General features: G+C 68.7%; 16 protein-coding genes. 5 read left to right on the plus strand and 11 right to left on the minus strand.

The genetic code is table 11. From position 1 onward, the window contains the following. Positions 1-5: 5 nt before the first annotated feature. From BMY35_RS10970 to modB, 3 genes are all read right to left on the minus strand, one after another. The gene (locus BMY35_RS10970) at positions 6-794 is read right to left on the minus strand and encodes an ABC transporter ATP-binding protein (RefSeq protein WP_093198095.1); all 789 of its coding nucleotides are present in this window, start codon (positions 792-794) and stop codon (positions 6-8) included. Further along, positions 791-1,540 (minus strand): molybdate ABC transporter substrate-binding protein, encoded by a 750-nt coding sequence (gene modA / locus BMY35_RS10975; RefSeq protein WP_093198096.1) that lies wholly within the window; start codon positions 1,538-1,540, stop codon positions 791-793. The genes BMY35_RS10970 and modA overlap by 4 nt, the downstream gene beginning before the upstream one ends. Before the next feature lie 155 nt (positions 1,541-1,695). Further along, entirely contained in the window at positions 1,696-2,379 is a 684-nt protein-coding gene (modB, locus tag BMY35_RS10980) for a molybdate ABC transporter permease subunit (RefSeq protein ID WP_093198099.1), read from the minus strand. A 106-nt stretch (positions 2,380-2,485) separates the two neighbouring features. On the opposite strand from modB, the gene BMY35_RS10985 reads away from it, so the two are divergent. Then, positions 2,486-2,743, plus strand: coding sequence for a hypothetical protein (locus BMY35_RS10985; RefSeq protein ID WP_093198102.1), 258 nt, complete (start codon positions 2,486-2,488; stop codon positions 2,741-2,743). A gap of 28 nt (positions 2,744-2,771) precedes the next feature. Then, the gene (locus BMY35_RS10990; RefSeq protein WP_240652197.1) at positions 2,772-3,431 is read left to right on the plus strand and encodes a nitroreductase family protein; all 660 of its coding nucleotides are present in this window, start codon (positions 2,772-2,774) and stop codon (positions 3,429-3,431) included. Here the strand turns inward: BMY35_RS10990 and tsaA are convergent. Both tsaA and BMY35_RS11000 read right to left on the minus strand, forming a co-directional pair. Continuing rightward, positions 3,392-3,895 (minus strand): tRNA (N6-threonylcarbamoyladenosine(37)-N6)-methyltransferase TrmO, encoded by a 504-nt coding sequence (tsaA, locus tag BMY35_RS10995; protein WP_093198107.1) that lies wholly within the window; start codon positions 3,893-3,895, stop codon positions 3,392-3,394. The genes BMY35_RS10990 and tsaA overlap by 40 nt on opposite strands. Then, positions 3,892-4,239, minus strand: coding sequence for a winged helix-turn-helix domain-containing protein (locus tag BMY35_RS11000; protein WP_093198108.1), 348 nt, complete (start codon positions 4,237-4,239; stop codon positions 3,892-3,894). Before BMY35_RS11000 ends, tsaA begins: the two co-directional genes overlap by 4 nt. Positions 4,240-4,361: 122 nt before the next feature. Here BMY35_RS11000 and BMY35_RS11005 point away from each other — a divergent pair, with 122 nt between their 5' ends. After that, complete coding sequence (locus tag BMY35_RS11005) at positions 4,362-4,952, plus strand: molybdopterin-binding protein (RefSeq protein WP_093198111.1); 591 nt, start codon at positions 4,362-4,364, stop codon at positions 4,950-4,952. Positions 4,953-4,972: 20 nt separating this feature from the next. Here BMY35_RS11005 and BMY35_RS11010 read toward each other — a convergent pair whose 3' ends face one another. The 3 genes from BMY35_RS11010 to apbC form a co-directional block, all read right to left on the minus strand. Continuing rightward, positions 4,973-6,670 carry an OFA family MFS transporter gene (locus tag BMY35_RS11010; RefSeq protein ID WP_093198114.1) on the minus strand — a complete coding sequence of 566 codons (1,698 nt, stop codon included), beginning with the start codon at positions 6,668-6,670 and terminating at the stop codon, positions 4,973-4,975. Between the two features lie 173 nt (positions 6,671-6,843). Continuing rightward, on the minus strand, positions 6,844-7,788 hold the full coding sequence (locus BMY35_RS11015) for a LysR family transcriptional regulator (RefSeq protein WP_093198116.1): 945 nt from the start codon (positions 7,786-7,788) through the stop codon (positions 6,844-6,846). 13 nt (positions 7,789-7,801) lie between these two features. Beyond that, entirely contained in the window at positions 7,802-8,893 is a 1,092-nt protein-coding gene (gene apbC, locus BMY35_RS11020; protein WP_093198119.1) for an iron-sulfur cluster carrier protein ApbC, read from the minus strand. 86 nt (positions 8,894-8,979) lie between these two features. Here apbC and BMY35_RS11025 point away from each other — a divergent pair, with 86 nt between their 5' ends. Continuing rightward, on the plus strand, positions 8,980-10,176 hold the full coding sequence (locus tag BMY35_RS11025; protein WP_093198121.1) for a patatin-like phospholipase family protein: 1,197 nt from the start codon (positions 8,980-8,982) through the stop codon (positions 10,174-10,176). Between the two features lie 7 nt (positions 10,177-10,183). Here BMY35_RS11025 and BMY35_RS11030 read toward each other — a convergent pair whose 3' ends face one another. Then, complete coding sequence (locus tag BMY35_RS11030) at positions 10,184-11,410, minus strand: diaminopropionate ammonia-lyase (RefSeq protein WP_093198124.1); 1,227 nt, start codon at positions 11,408-11,410, stop codon at positions 10,184-10,186. A 17-nt stretch (positions 11,411-11,427) separates the two neighbouring features. After that, entirely contained in the window at positions 11,428-12,615 is a 1,188-nt protein-coding gene (locus tag BMY35_RS11035) for a M20 aminoacylase family protein (protein WP_093198127.1), read from the minus strand. 87 nt (positions 12,616-12,702) lie between these two features. On the opposite strand from BMY35_RS11035, the gene BMY35_RS11040 reads away from it, so the two are divergent. Further along, entirely contained in the window at positions 12,703-13,173 is a 471-nt protein-coding gene (locus tag BMY35_RS11040; RefSeq protein ID WP_093198129.1) for an Lrp/AsnC family transcriptional regulator, read from the plus strand. On the opposite strand, the gene BMY35_RS11045 is transcribed toward BMY35_RS11040, so the two are convergent. Beyond that, positions 13,142-13,636, minus strand: a complete 495-nt coding sequence (locus BMY35_RS11045; RefSeq protein ID WP_093198132.1) for a hypothetical protein — start codon at positions 13,634-13,636, stop codon at positions 13,142-13,144. The two genes, BMY35_RS11040 and BMY35_RS11045, sit on opposite strands and share 32 nt — an antisense overlap. Positions 13,637-13,665: the final 29 nt, after the last annotated feature.

Consider the following 13,665-nt stretch of genomic DNA (forward strand, 5'->3'; position numbering starts at 1 on the left):
AGACGTCAGTTGCGCACGTCCTGCATCAGCAGCCCGCGCAGCTTGCGCCTCAACGGCGTGTCTTCCACGTGCTGCACGCCGGCAACGTCGCGCAGCGCGAAGTCGCGGCTTTCGGCGTTGTGCAGGTCGATCTCGCGCACCACGCGACCTTCGTTGTAGACGAAGGCCACGTCGGCCAGGGCAAGGACGTCCTCGATGTCGTGCGTGATCATCAGCACCGGAATGCCCCATTGCCTGCGCACCTGGGCAAGTTCGTTGCGCAGCTCGGCGCGCAGCATGGGGTTGAGCGCGGCGAAGGGCTCGTCGAGCAGCAGCACCTGCGGTTCGCAGGCAAGGGCTCGCGCGAGCGCAACGCGCTGTCTCTGGCCGCCGGAGAGGTTCTGCGGGCGGCTGTCGGCGAGCGTGGCGAGGCCGAAGCTCTCGAGCAGGGCCTGCACGCGCCCGGCATCCTTCGCGGCGGGCTTGCGGCGGTGCCAGGCGGTCAGCCCGAAGGCCACGTTCTCGCGCACGCTCAGGTGCGGGAACAGCGCGTAGTCCTGGAACAGGTAGCCGATGCGCCGCTGCGGTGCCGGCACGTCGATGCCCTGCGCCGAGTCGTAGAGCGTACGGCCGTCGAGCCGCACGTGGCCCGAACTGGGATGCAGCAGGCCTGCGATGGCCTGCAGGGTGAGCGACTTGCCCGCGCCCGACGGGCCGTAGAGCGCGGCAAAGGGCACGTCCGTCGCGAAACGCACCGCGAGATCGAAGCGCCGGCGGCCGTCGGCCACCGTGAGCTTCAGATCGACATCGATCATGGCTTGCCGAATCCGTAGCGCGTGAGCACTTCCTGCGCGGCGGGCGTCGAGAGGAAGGCGATGAAGTCGCCGGCCAGCGCCTTCTGCTTGCTTTCGGCGACCACGGCGATCGGGTAGGTCACGGGCGTGTGGCCGGTGGGCGTGAAGGCGATCTTCACCTTGTCGCCGGCCACGGCCGCATCGGTGCGGTAGACGAAGCCGGCCTCGGCCTCGCCGCGGCTCACGTAGTCGAGCACCTGGCGCACGCTGTCGGCCTGCACGAACTTGGGCTCGAGCGTGGTCCAGAGGTTGGCGTTGTCCAGCACCTGCTTGGTGTAGCGGCCGACCGGCACCGTCGCGACCTTGCCGACGGCGATCTTCTTGACGCCAGCGCCGCCCAGGTCCTGCAGCGACTTAAGGCCCACGCCCTCCTTGGAGGGCTCGATGAGCACCAGGCTGTTGGTGACGAAGTCCTTGCGCGTGGCGGCATCGATCGCCTTCTGCTCGACGCCGCGGTTCATCGTCTCCTGGTCGGCGCTGGCGAACACGTCCACCGGAGCGCCCTGGCCGATCTGCTGCAGCAGCACGCCCGAGGCGGCGAAGTTGAAGCGCACCGAGGCACCCGCCTTGGCCGCCTCGAACTTGGGTCCGATCTCCTTGAACGCGTCGGTCAGGCTGGCGGCGGCGGACACGGTGATCTGCTGGGCCGCTGCGGCCAGCGGCAGCGCGAGCGCGACGACGAGGGACAAGAGACGGAATGGACGCATGATGATCTCCGGAAAGTAATAGAGAGCTGAGAACTAAAGAGAAACTACGTCCCCTTCGGGGAACACCGCGGAACCGGCTTTGCCGGGCCGCAGGTGTTGCCCCCTGCAAGGGGGTTGGCGTAGCGACACGAAGTGCGCGAAGACTGGGGGTGTGCTCATTTCAGCGAGAAGAAGCGGTTCGACAGCACCAGCACGGTGATCGACAGCAGCGAAGTCACGATGACCAGCAGCAGCGCGAGGTCGTCGTGCCCCGCCTGCACCGCGTCGTATATGGCCATCGACAGCGTCTGGGTCTGCTTCGGGATGGAGCCGGCCACCATCAGCGAGGCGCCGAACTCGCCCATGGCGCGCGCGAACGCGAGCAGCGTGCCCGCCAGGATGCCGGGCCACGCCAGCGGCAGCGTGACGCGCAGGAAGACCGAGAACGGCGACTGCCGCAGCGTGCTGGCGGCGGCTTCGAGCGAACGGTCGACGCCCGAGAACGCCGCGCTGGCCGACTTGAGCACCAGCGGCAGCGCCACCACGGCCGAAGCCACCACCGCACCATGCCAGCTGAAGATGATGGTGTAGTCGAGATGCTCGCGCAGCCAGGCGCCCAGCGGGCTGCGTCGCCCGGCCGCCACCAGGATCGCGTAGCCGATCACCGTGGGCGGCAGCACCAGCGGCAGCATGAACGCTGCCTCCAGCACGTTGCTGCCGAAGAACCTCTTGCGCGCGAACACCCAGCCCAGCGCCACGCCGACGATCAGCGCCAGCACGGTCGCCACGGCGGCGACCTTGAGCGACAGCACCAGGGGGAACCAGTCGGTCGAAGCGATGAGCGAATTCGTCGTGTTCATGAAAATACGGCGAGATTGTTACACGGGTGAGCCCTAAGGTTCACACGGGGATGCGCAAACCAATGAGTCTTCATATACTGGGGAATACAGCGTTGGAGACACCCCCATGCGCCCTTCCGCCCACGAAACCGTCGTCCGCTCGATCTCCGGCCAGCCGGAGCTTCGCCATCACGTGACGCAGGTACGGGAATGGCGCATCGAGCGCACCATGGACGCCGACGGCTTCGTGCTGTCCATCACCGGCTCCGACGGCGCGAGCCAGTCCTTCTTCGTGGCGACGGCCGACGCGGACGACATCGGCGAGGTGCTGCGTCGCCAGGCAGTGTGGGTCGACCGGCCACAGGGAGCGATGAAGGAGCAATGAAGGAGCGGCGACACGCATGTGGCGGCACATGACAGGTGCGGAACGCATTCTCGAAGTCCTGCTGACGCGGCGCTCGGTATCGCCCCGGCGCCTGGAGCAGCCCGGGCCCAATCCCGACGAGCTCGACGCGATCATCAGGGCCGGCCTGCGCGCGCCCGACCACGGCGGCCTGCATCCGTGGCGGGTGATCGAGTTCCGCCCGCAGAACCGAGAGGCACTGGCCTGGTGCTTCGAGCAGGAAAAGCTCCGGCGCGATCCGCTGGCCAGCCCCACCGACCTGCGGCGCGCCCGCGAGCACGCCACCCGGCCACCGCTGCTGCTGGGCTTCGTGGTGTCGCCGCGAGAGCGCAGCAAGATCCCGACGCGCGAGCAGTGGCTGAGCGCGGGCGCTGCACTGGGCAACCTGCTGAGCGCCGCTCATCAGCTGGGCTATGGCGCGATCGTGCTGAGCGGCGAGCGCTGCTTCGACGAGACGCTGGCGCGGCAGGTGGGCGTGCTGCCGGGCGAATATCTCGCGGGCTTCATCAGCATGGGCAGCATCGGCGAGGCGCCGCCGCAGGCGCGCGAGGTGCTGTCGCAGAGCGTGTGGTCTTGCTGGCAGGGCTGGCAGGAAGAAGCCGGCCAGCCTGGCCGACCCGAGCAGCCCGGTCAGTCCATCCTGCCGTCGGACCGGGTGCGCGGCAGTTGATCGAGCCTGTCGCCGAACCAGCCGACACGCGCGGTTTCGCGCACGTCGAACTTCGGCACGTAGGGCTTGATGTCGAGCACGGGCGTGCCGTCCATCATGTCGTTGCCGCTGAAGTGCAGCGTCGTGCCCTCGACCGAGGTGAGCCGCACGATCGACAGGCCCAGCCGGTTCGGCCGTGCCGGCGCGCGGGTGGCGAAGACGCCGTGCGAGGCGTTGCCCTGCTCCAGGAAGGGCACCACCTCCAGCCGCTCGTGCGCGCACCGGTGCAGGTGTGTCACGAGGATCAGGTAGTCGAAGCCCTCGATGTCGCGCAGGCCCGGCGCGAACTCGGCGAAGACCTCGACGCGCCCGGTTTCATCGGGCGCTCCGGCGGTCTGGATCGGCATGCCGGTGGCCTCGGTGAAGCGGCTGCGCACCAGCCCGACCGGACGGCAGACGACGTCGGCAACGGCTTCGGAACTCATGGCGCCAGCAGCCGTGTCAGCGCGCGGATGTCGGCCGCGGCCGCAAGGCGCGCGGCGTTCTCGATGGCCCTGTAATGCTTGACGATTTCCTCGCCCACCGGCGTGAGCGCCGTGCCGCCGCCGCGGGAGCCGCCGGCGGCGGTGTTCACGGCCGGCGAGGCCAGCGACTGGTTCATCTCGTCGATCAGCATCCAGGCCCGGCGGTACGACATGCCCAGCAGCCGGGCTGCCGCCGAGATCGAGCCGGTCTCGGCCACGGCTTCGAGCACGGCGATCTTGCCTGGGCCGATGGCGATGGTGTCGTCCCGGTAGACGCGCAGACGGAACTGGACTTTGGATTTCATGTGGGCGCCAAGCGTAAACCAATGCGGGCCGCCATTGTCCGCCCGCGGCGGGCCGGCGCGACCGACAGCCGTCATGCAAGAACGAATACGGCGCATGCGCCATGGGAAAACAAGGAGTTCCAGTGAAAGACCGCACCCTGTTCCTGATGTCCGCGCGCTGGCTGCGCCGCGGTGCCGCTGCCGCCACGGCCGTCGCGGCGATGGCGATGCTGGCGGGTTGCGTCGGCAGCCCGCCGCGCACGAGCGGCATGGCCCCGCACACTGCGGCCGCCGTGCCCGGCGAGGGTACGTCGCCCTCCTTCACCGTCTCGGGCGCCGTGGGCAAGCACGCAGTCTTCGACCTCGCCGCACTGCAGGCCCTGCCCGCCGTCACGGTGACGGTCGGCAGCAACAGCTACACCGGCGTGAGCCTGTGGGCCTTGCTGAACGATGCGACGGTGGGCCTCAGGCCCGACACCGCGGTGCGCAACCCGGTGCTCTCGATGTATGCGGTGGCGGTGGGCAGCGACGGCTACCGCGCGGTGGTCTCGCTCGCGGAGATCGCACCCGAATCCGGCAACCGCGTTGCGCTGGTTGCCTACAGCCTGAACGGCGCGCCGCTGGGTCGCAACGGCGTGGCTCGGCTGGTGATGGCCGGAGACGTGAAGCCGGGCCGTTCGGTGGCCCGGCTGGCGGCGATCGAAGTGTTCGCCGCGCAGCCCTCGGGCCGCTGATTCTTCGGAAGGAAAGGAAATCAGCCGAAGAACTTGGCCGCGCTGACCAGCGTCTTGTAGACGCCCCAGGCCAGCGGAATGCCCACAGCCAGCCAGGCCAGCGCGACGACCGCCGGGCTCACCGTGTCGGCACGGCCCGAGCCGCTGCCCACTTCGGCGGCCGAGGCCTTCTCGTGCGCCAGCTTCTTCTCGATGGCCAGCTCTTCATCGCTCATGAAGTGCTTGTCGGCCACCGGGCGCACCAGCAGGTTGGCGATGAAGCCGATCACCAGCATGCCCACGAGGATGTACATGGTCTGGTTGTAGACCTGCTCGCGCGGCAGGCCCAGGCCCAGCTGGTACTCGCGCATGTAGTTCACGACTACCGGGCCGAGAATGCCGGCCGTGGCCCACGCCGTGAGCAGGCGGCCGTGGATGGCGCCCACGAACTGCGTGCCGAACAGGTCGGCCAGGTAGGCCGGCACGGTGGCGAAGCCGCCGCCGTACATCGACACGATCACGCAGCACGCGCCCACGAAGAGCAGCTTGCTGCCCGCACCCGCCGACGAGGGAATGCTCGCGTACAGGATGCCGCCGAGAACGAAGAACACCGTGTAGGTGAGCTTGCGGCCCAGCTTGTCCGACAGGCTCGCCCACACGAAGCGACCGCCGATGTTGAAGAGCGACAGCAGCGCGGTGAAGCCGCCCGCCACAACGGCGATGGCCGCCAGTTGCGTCTTGTCGAGTTCGCCGTACTTGGCCGGCAGGTCGATTAGCGAGCCGCCGAACACTTCCTGCAGCATGGGCGATGCCATGCCGATCACGCCGATGCCCGCGCTCACGTTCATGCACAGCACCAGCCACACGAGCCAGAACTGCGGAATGCCCCCGACCTTCTTCACGTGCACGTGGCGCTGCGTGATCATGGTGTTGCTGGTCTGCGCCGGAGGCGGGGTCCAGCCTTCGGGCTTCCAGCCCGAGGGCGGCACGCGGTAGCCCAGCGCGCCGGCCATCATGAAGACGAAGTAGCCCAGCGCCATGACGACGAAGGTCTGCATCACGCCCACGTCGGTGGCGGTGGAGAAGCGCTTCATCAGGTCGACCGCCAGCGGCGAGCCGATCATCGCGCCGCCGCCGAAGCCCATGATGGCCATGCCGGTGGCCATGCCGCGGCGGTCGGGGAACCACTTGATCAGCGTGCTCACCGGCGAGATGTAGCCGAGGCCGAGGCCGATGCCGCCGATCACGCCCGAGCCGAGGATCATCAGCCAGAACTGGTGCAGGTGAATGCCCAGTGCCGACAGCAGCATGCCGCCGCACCAGCACAGCGCCGACACCACGCCGGCCTTGCGCGGACCCGCGCGTTCGAGCCAGCCGCCCCACAGGGCCGCGGAGCAGCCGAGGAAGACGAAGAACAGGGTGTACATCCAGCCGAGGGTTGCCACGCGCCAGTCGCAGGTGGTGGCGAAGAGCTCGGCGAAGAAGCTCATGTCCTTGGCGCAGGCCTGGGCGCCGGTGCCGGCGGTGCCCAGCGCCTTCGACAGCGGCAGCCAGAACACCGAGAAGCCGTAGGCCATGCCGATGCACAGGTGGATGGCCAGTGCGGCCGGCGGCACCAGCCAGCGATTGAAGCCGGGGCCCGCGATGATGCGTTCTTTTTCCAGGAAGCCGGGTTGCTGCTGCACCCCGCTTCCACCAATGCGATCTCCCTCGAGAACGCCCGCAGATGAGCCTGCCATATTTCTCCTAGTTCGCCGGACGTGTAAGTTATTGCTAATCCGGGCCGCGGAGTGTGTGCGAACGCTTTAATCGCCGTCAAATTCGATCAGGGCATGGCCTGATTCAATAACTAAATGAAGAGGCCTATTTGTGCCTCTTTGTGGCTCTTTGTTTGCAGCCGCCGGCCGACTCGTCATTCGCCGAGCATGCCGCTGTGCTGCTGCAGCTGCGCCTGCCATTCGGGCGTCTGCAGGAAGGCCAGCGCCGCCTCGAGTGCGCGCGAGGCGCGCACGCCGTCCTGCGTCATGAAGCCGACGGGCGTGCGCACGTCGGGCTCCACCAGCGGCAGCGCCTCGAGTTCGCGATGGCTTCGCACCGCATCGACCATGCTGCCGGGCAGCACGCTGTTGATCGTGCCCGCGCTCACCGCCAGCGCGAGCGCCAGCACCGAATTGGTCTCGATGGACGGCACCACCGACACGCCCACCTCGCGCAGCGCCTGGTCGACGATGGTGCGGTTGTGCATGTCGGAGGTGAGCAGGCACAGCGGCAGCCTGCCCGCCTCGGCCCACGACATCGGCTCGCCGATGCGCAGCTGGTCGGCCGACGCCTTCTTCGCGCGGCGCAGCAGGAAGTAGTGCTCCACGCTCTGCGGCCAGGCCGTGAGCTTGATGCCCGGCAGGTGCATGCGCTCGGTGTAGCCCAGCGCGAGGTCGACCGACAGGTTCTCGAGGCCCGTCTCCAGGTCCTGCGAACTCATCGAGAGCACGGCCGGCACGATGCCCGGATGGCGCTCCTGCAGCATGGCCGCGAAGCGCGACAGCAGCGGGATCGCGGTGGGCACGGCCGCCATGCGCAGGCGTCCGTGCGGGTTGTTCATGTCGCTGCGCAGTTCCTGCAGCAGCACTTCGTTGTCGCGCAGCATGCGCTGCGCCGTGGCCAGCACGCGCTCGCCCTCGTGCGTGAGGCCCACGTACACGCGGGCGCGCTTGACGATGACGACGCCGAACTCCGTCTCCAGCGCGCGCAGCGCATTCGACAAGGCCGGCTGCGTGATGTGGCAGGCCTGGGCGGCGCGGCCGAAGTGCTTGTGCTCGTTCAGCGCCACCAGGTAGCGCATCGAGGCGAGCAGATTCATCGAAAGGCCGTTCCTAGGTGTTCTTGCTGATCGAGATCGTCGGGAACTTCGCCGAGAAGTCCTTCGCCTTCTCGGCGATGCCGACCGCCACGCGGCGCGCCACGGCCTTGTAGATGCCGGCGGCCTCGCCGTCGGGGTCGGACACCACGGTCGGCGCGCCGCTGTCGGCCTGCAGCCGGATGTTGATGTCCAGCGGCAGCGCGCCGAGGTACTCCATCTGGTATTCGGCCGCCATCTTCTTGCCGCCGTCGGCGCCGAAGATGTGCTCGGCATGGCCGCAGTTCGAGCAAACATGCACCGCCATGTTCTCGACGATGCCGAGGATCGGCACGCCGACTTTCTCGAACATCTTGATGCCCTTCTTGGCGTCGAGCAGCGCGATGTCCTGCGGCGTGGTGACGATCACCGCGCCCGTCATCGGCACTCGTTGGCTCAGCGTGAGCTGGATGTCGCCGGTGCCGGGGGGCATGTCGACGATGAGGTAGTCGAGGTCCTTCCAGTTGGTCTGGCGCAGCAGCTGCTCCAGCGCCTGCGTGGCCATGGGGCCGCGCCAGATCATGGCCTGGTCCTGGTCGACCAGGAAGCCGATCGACATGACCTGCACGCCGTGGCGCTCCATGGGCTCCATGGTCTTGCCGTCGGCGCTGTCGGGGCGGCCCTCGATGCCCATCATCATGGGCTGGCTCGGGCCGTAGATGTCGGCGTCGAGCAGGCCGACCGTGGCGCCTTCCGACGCCAGCGCCAGCGCCAGGTTGGCCGCCGTGGTGCTCTTGCCCACGCCGCCCTTGCCCGAGGCCACCGCGATGATGTTCCTGACGTTGGGCATCAGCTGCACGCCGCGCTGCACGGCATGGCTGATGACCTTGGTGACGATGTTGACCGACACGTTCTCCACGCCCGGCACCGCCTTGGCGGCCGCCACCAGCTCCTTGCGGATGGCCGCGTGCTGGCTCTTCGCCGGGTAGCCGAGTTCGAGGTCGAACGAGACGTCGCCCTCCGAGACCTGGAGGTTTTTGAGCGACCGGGTCGCCGCGAAAGCCTTGCCGGTGTTAGGGTCCTGGACGGCCTTGAGTGCCTCCATGAGCCCTTCTGGGGTGAGTGCCATTGATCAAACTCCTGAATGGCCGGTAGTCTAAGGTGCTCCACAGGCCCGCACCGCACGGTCCTCCAATAGCCCGACAACGAACAAAAATGCCCGAGACAAGCCCCGTCACAGGTCTCCTGCTCACCGGGGGCGGCGCCCGGGCCGCCTACCAGGTCGGCGTGCTGGAGGCCATCGCCGAGATCCGCCGAGCGGCGGGCGTCGCGGTCACAGGCACCGGCAACCCCTTCCAGGTCATCACCGGCACTTCGGCCGGGGCGATCAACGCGGCGGCGCTGGCCTGCGGCTGCGACGACTTCGACCACGTGGTGGGCCATATCGCCGATGTCTGGAGCCGGTTCCGCGCCGAGCAGGTGTACCGCGCCGATTCGCTCTCGGTGATCGGCAGCGGCACGCGCTGGCGCATGCTTCTCGGGTTCGGGCGCTTCGCGGCCAACTGGATGCGCATCAAGCCGAAGTCGCTGCTCGACAACTCGCCGCTGGCCGAGCTGCTGCAGCGCATGGTGCTGCTCGACCGCCTGCCGCAGCTCATGCAGAAGGGCCACCTGCAGGCGCTGGCCGTGACCGCGTCGAGCTACAGCTCGGGCGAGCACGTCACCTTCTTCGAGGCAGCCGTGCCGATGGAGCCGTGGGTGCGCTCGCAGCGCCTTTCGGTGCGCGACCGCATCACGCACGCGCACCTGCTGGCTTCGTCGGCCATTCCCTTCGTGTTCCCGGCCACGGCGTTGCCGATGCAGGGCCACACCGAATACTTCGGCGACGGCTCGATGCGCCAGTCGGCGCCCATCGCGGCGGCCATCCACCTCGGCGCGCAGCGCATCGTGGTGATCGGCGCAGGCCGCATGCACGAGCCGCGCGACGCCACCGCGCCCAACACCCACAGCGGCTATCCGACGATGGCGCAGATCGCGGGCCATGCGCTCTCCAGCATCTTCCTGGACGCGCTGGCGGTGGACATCGAACGCCTGCGCCGCATCAACCACACGCTGGGGCTGATTCCCGAGGAAGCGCGCGCGCAGAGCACGCTGCGCCCGCTCGACCTGCTGGTGATCTCGCCGTCGGAGCGCCTCGACGTGATCGCGGCGCGCCACGTAGACGCCCTGCCCGGCGCTGTGCGGCACCTGCTGGGCGGCTCGAAGGTCGCGGCCGACGTGAAGGGCGGCGCGCTCGCGAGCTACCTGCTGTTCGAGTCGAGCTACACGCGCGACCTGATGGCGCTGGGCCGCGCCGACACGATGAAACAGCGCGACGAGGTGCTGCGCTTCTTCGGCTGGAACGCGGCTTAGGGCCGGGTCACGCGCGCCTGCCGGCCAGCCACCGCGCCTGCGCCTCGACGACCTCTTCGCCGGAACGCCCGGTGATCGCGCGGTACACGCCCGGCGCCGTCGCGCCTTCGGTGCTGATGAGCAGCACGCGGGCATCGGCGCCCAGTCGTGCCGCGTCGCGGGCAGAAGGGTCGGCCGCCAGTGCCTGCAACGCCGCGAGGCCGGCGGCGCCCGATTCGCCGCTGAGCACCGGCACATCGCCCGCTTCCCCGCTCGCAAGCACGCGCATCGCCTGTTCGGCCTGCGCGTCGGTCACCGTCATGAAGACGTCGACGGCGGGTTGCAGGAAGCGCCACGCGAGCGGAGATGTCTCGCCGCAGGCCAGCCCCGCCATCACCGAGTCGACCGAGCCCGTCGCGCGGCTCGGGCGGCCGTTACGCGCGCTCTGCAGCAGGCAGTCGGCCTGTTCGGGCTCGACGACGATGAAGTTCGGACGTGCTGTGCCATAACGCTCCCAGAAATGGCTGACGACGCCCGCGGCCAGCCCGCCCACGCCGCCCTGCACGATGACGTGGGTGAAGGGGCACGACACGTCGGCGGGAATGTCTTCGAGCAGTTCATCGGCCAGGATGCCGTAGCCCTGCATCACGTCGCGCGGCACCTCCTCGTAGCCCTCGTAGGAGGTGTCGGAAACCACCTCCCAGCCATTGGCACGGGCCAGCCGCGCGGCCTCTTCGACCGATTCGTCGTAGTTGCCGGCGATGCGCACGATCTCGGCACCCAGCGCCGCGATGGGTGCCTCGCGCTCCTCGCTGACCTGCGCATGCAGCACGATCACGCAGCGGCAGCCGATGCTCTGCGCGGCGGCAGCCAGTGCGCGGCCGTGGTTGCCGTCGGTGGCGCTGACGACCACGAAGTCGCGCAGTGCTTCAGCGTGCCTGCCCGCCAGCAGGTCCGCAGGCGTCCAGCCGCTTTCAGGCCAGCGGCGAAGCACCAGCCGCAGCAGCGCCACGGGCGCGCCGAGCACCTTGAAGCTGCCGAGCGCCGAGCGCGCCGACTCGTCCTTCACCGTCAGCCCGCCGATGCCGAGCCGACTCGCGAGCCCCGGCAGCGACCATGCCGGCGTGGGCGCAGGCTGCAGCCGGCTCCATGTCGAGAGCCATTGCCGGCTTTCCTTGCCGCGCGCGATGCTCATCACACCGCGCAGGGATTCGTCGTATGCGCGGTACCGCGCCTGGGGGTTCCTGAAAATCATGGGGTCCGTTCGATCGATCAGTTGGTGGCGCCGGCCGGCGCGGGCAGGCGCATGCGGACGATCTCCGCGAAGTAACGGGCGCCCTTGGCGAGCACCTCGTCGTTGAAGTCGTAGCTGCCGTTGTGCAGCGGCGTGCCGCCGGCCTCGCCCTCGGCGCCGTTGCCGAGGAACACGAAGGCGCCAGGCACCGCCTGCAGGAAGGCGCCGAAGTCTTCCGAGATCATCATCGGCGCCACGTCCGCATCCACGTTCTCCGCGCCCACGATGGCCGTGGCGGCGGCCACCGCTACGGGCACGCACTCGGCCCAGTTCACGGTGGGCGCGAACTCGTGCGTGTAGCTGAACTCGCAGCCGGCGCCGTGCATGCGGCAGATGCCCTCGCTGATCTCGCGCATGCGCGTGGCCAGCATGCGCTGCACCTGCGGGTCGTAGCTGCGCGTGTCGCCCTTGATGACGACGTTCGACGGGATCGCGTTGCGGATGCCGTCGGTGATGAACTCCGTGCACGACACCACCGCCTGCGCGCCCGGATCGAGCGTGCGCGACACGATGGTCTGCAGCGCCAGCACGATCTGCGCGCCGATCACGATGGGGTCGATGCCCATGTGCGGCCGAGCAGCGTGCGTGCCGCGGCCCTTCACGTGGATCACGAAGTTGTCCTCGCTGGCCATGAGGCCGCCCTCGCGCGTGGCGAAGGTGCCGGCACGCATGCCCGGCATGTTGTGCAGGCCGTAGATCTCGTCGACCGGGAAGCGCCCGAAGAGGCCGTCTTCCATCATCGCCTTGGCGCCGCGGCCGTGCTCCTCGGCGGGCTGGAAGATGAAGCGCACGGTGCCGTCGAAGTCGCGGCGCTCGCGCAGCAGCTGCGCCGCGCCGAGGATGATCGACATGTGGCCGTCGTGGCCGCAGGCGTGCATCTTGCCGGGCGTGCCCGAGGCGTAGGCGCGGTCGGTGGGCAGCTCGGTGATGTTGAGCGCGTCCATCTCGGCGCGCAGGCCGATCGTGCCCTTGCCGCTGCCCACCTTCAGATTGGCCACGAGGCCGGTGCCGCCAATGCCGGTGTGCACCTCCAGGCCCAGCGCCTTCAGCACGCGGGTGACGAAGGCTGATGTCTTCGCCTCCTCGAAGCCGGTTTCGGGAATGGCGTGCAAGGCGCGGCGCCAGCCGGTGAGCGTGTCGCGCAGGGGTGCATCTTGGAGGGTCATGGCGGGATGCTATTGACAATGGTGCGAGACAGGTACGCAAAATCGGGGCCTCCGACGCAACGTTTTTGCGCGCACCACCGTTCATCCATGACCCCGCTCGACGCCCTCGACCTCCGCCTGCTGGAACTGATCCAGGCCGACAGCCGCATGCCCCAGAGCGAACTGGGCGAGCGCGTGCACCTGTCGACCGCGGCTGTGAACCGCAGGCTCAAGCGCATGCGCGACGAGGGCGTGATCCAGCGCTACGGCGCCGTGCTGTCCCCGGCCGCGCTGGGCCATCCGCTGACCATCGTGGCCGAGGTGGAAACCGAAAGCGAGCAGATCGAGCTGCTCGACGCGATGAAGAAGAGCTTCAGGGACTGCCCGCAGGTGCAGCAGTGCTACTACGTGACCGGCGAATGGGACTTCATCCTCGTCTTCGTGGTGCGCGACATGGCGCAGTACACGGCGCTCACGCGGCAGCTCTTCTTCCAGAGCAACAACGTCAAGCGCTTTCGCACGCTGGTCACCATGGACCCGGTGAAGCTCAGTCTGGACGTGCCGGTGTCCGGGAGCTGAGCCGTTCGGCCGGCGACATCAGCATCGAGCGCAGCAGCAGCGCCACCGCGCAGACGATGGGCACCAGCGCCAGCAGCCGGCCCGGTTCGAAGGCCAGGCCGGCGGCCACGCCGAAGGCGCAGCCGATCTTGATCCACGGGGGAACCGCCTCCCAGCCGCGCCGGTGCGTGGCGGCGAATCCGACGAGCGCGACCCAGCCATACAGGCCGCCGAAGACGGAGAAGACCCAGCTCAGCAGGTAGTAGACCGTGTCCATGTCGCGGAACACGATCGCCGTGCCCAGGCTCTGCCAGGTGTGGCGCCAGCCGTCGAAGAGGAAGAAACCGGTGGCCGAGGCGGCCCACCAGAAGAAGGCATACAGGCTCGCTATGCCGGCCAGCGCGGCGAGCCAGGCGAGTGCGCGCCGCGTGATGTCGTCGTAGGGCATATGGTCGCGCCACGCGACGGTGTGTCCGTTGTCCATTCGGGGCTCCAGTGGTTTTCGCAATGGAG

This window comes from Variovorax sp. YR750 (assembly GCF_900109805.1).
Taxonomy (GTDB): domain Bacteria; phylum Pseudomonadota; class Gammaproteobacteria; order Burkholderiales; family Burkholderiaceae_C; genus Variovorax; species Variovorax gossypii.

Bases quoted from the DNA above. Each gene is read 5' to 3' on its own strand.
- BMY35_RS10970 (WP_093198095.1), bottom strand. From the start codon at position 794: ATGATCGATGTCGATCTGAAGCTCACGGTGGCCGACGGCCGCCGGCGC.
- modA (WP_093198096.1), bottom strand. From the start codon at position 1,540: ATGCGTCCATTCCGTCTCTTGTCCCTCGTCGTCGCGCTCGCGCTGCCG.
- modB (WP_093198099.1), bottom strand. From the start codon at position 2,379: ATGAACACGACGAATTCGCTCATCGCTTCGACCGACTGGTTCCCCCTG.
- BMY35_RS10985 (WP_093198102.1), top strand. From the start codon at position 2,486: ATGCGCCCTTCCGCCCACGAAACCGTCGTCCGCTCGATCTCCGGCCAG.
- BMY35_RS10990 (WP_240652197.1), top strand. From the start codon at position 2,772: ATGACAGGTGCGGAACGCATTCTCGAAGTCCTGCTGACGCGGCGCTCG.
- tsaA (WP_093198107.1), bottom strand. From the start codon at position 3,895: ATGAGTTCCGAAGCCGTTGCCGACGTCGTCTGCCGTCCGGTCGGGCTG.
- BMY35_RS11000 (WP_093198108.1), bottom strand. From the start codon at position 4,239: ATGAAATCCAAAGTCCAGTTCCGTCTGCGCGTCTACCGGGACGACACC.
- BMY35_RS11010 (WP_093198114.1), bottom strand. From the start codon at position 6,670: ATGGCAGGCTCATCTGCGGGCGTTCTCGAGGGAGATCGCATTGGTGGA.
- BMY35_RS11015 (WP_093198116.1), bottom strand. From the start codon at position 7,788: ATGAATCTGCTCGCCTCGATGCGCTACCTGGTGGCGCTGAACGAGCAC.
- apbC (WP_093198119.1), bottom strand. From the start codon at position 8,893: ATGGCACTCACCCCAGAAGGGCTCATGGAGGCACTCAAGGCCGTCCAG.
- BMY35_RS11025 (WP_093198121.1), top strand. From the start codon at position 8,980: ATGCCCGAGACAAGCCCCGTCACAGGTCTCCTGCTCACCGGGGGCGGC.
- BMY35_RS11030 (WP_093198124.1), bottom strand. From the start codon at position 11,410: ATGATTTTCAGGAACCCCCAGGCGCGGTACCGCGCATACGACGAATCC.
- BMY35_RS11035 (WP_093198127.1), bottom strand. From the start codon at position 12,615: ATGACCCTCCAAGATGCACCCCTGCGCGACACGCTCACCGGCTGGCGC.
- BMY35_RS11040 (WP_093198129.1), top strand. From the start codon at position 12,703: ATGACCCCGCTCGACGCCCTCGACCTCCGCCTGCTGGAACTGATCCAG.
- BMY35_RS11045 (WP_093198132.1), bottom strand. From the start codon at position 13,636: ATGGACAACGGACACACCGTCGCGTGGCGCGACCATATGCCCTACGAC.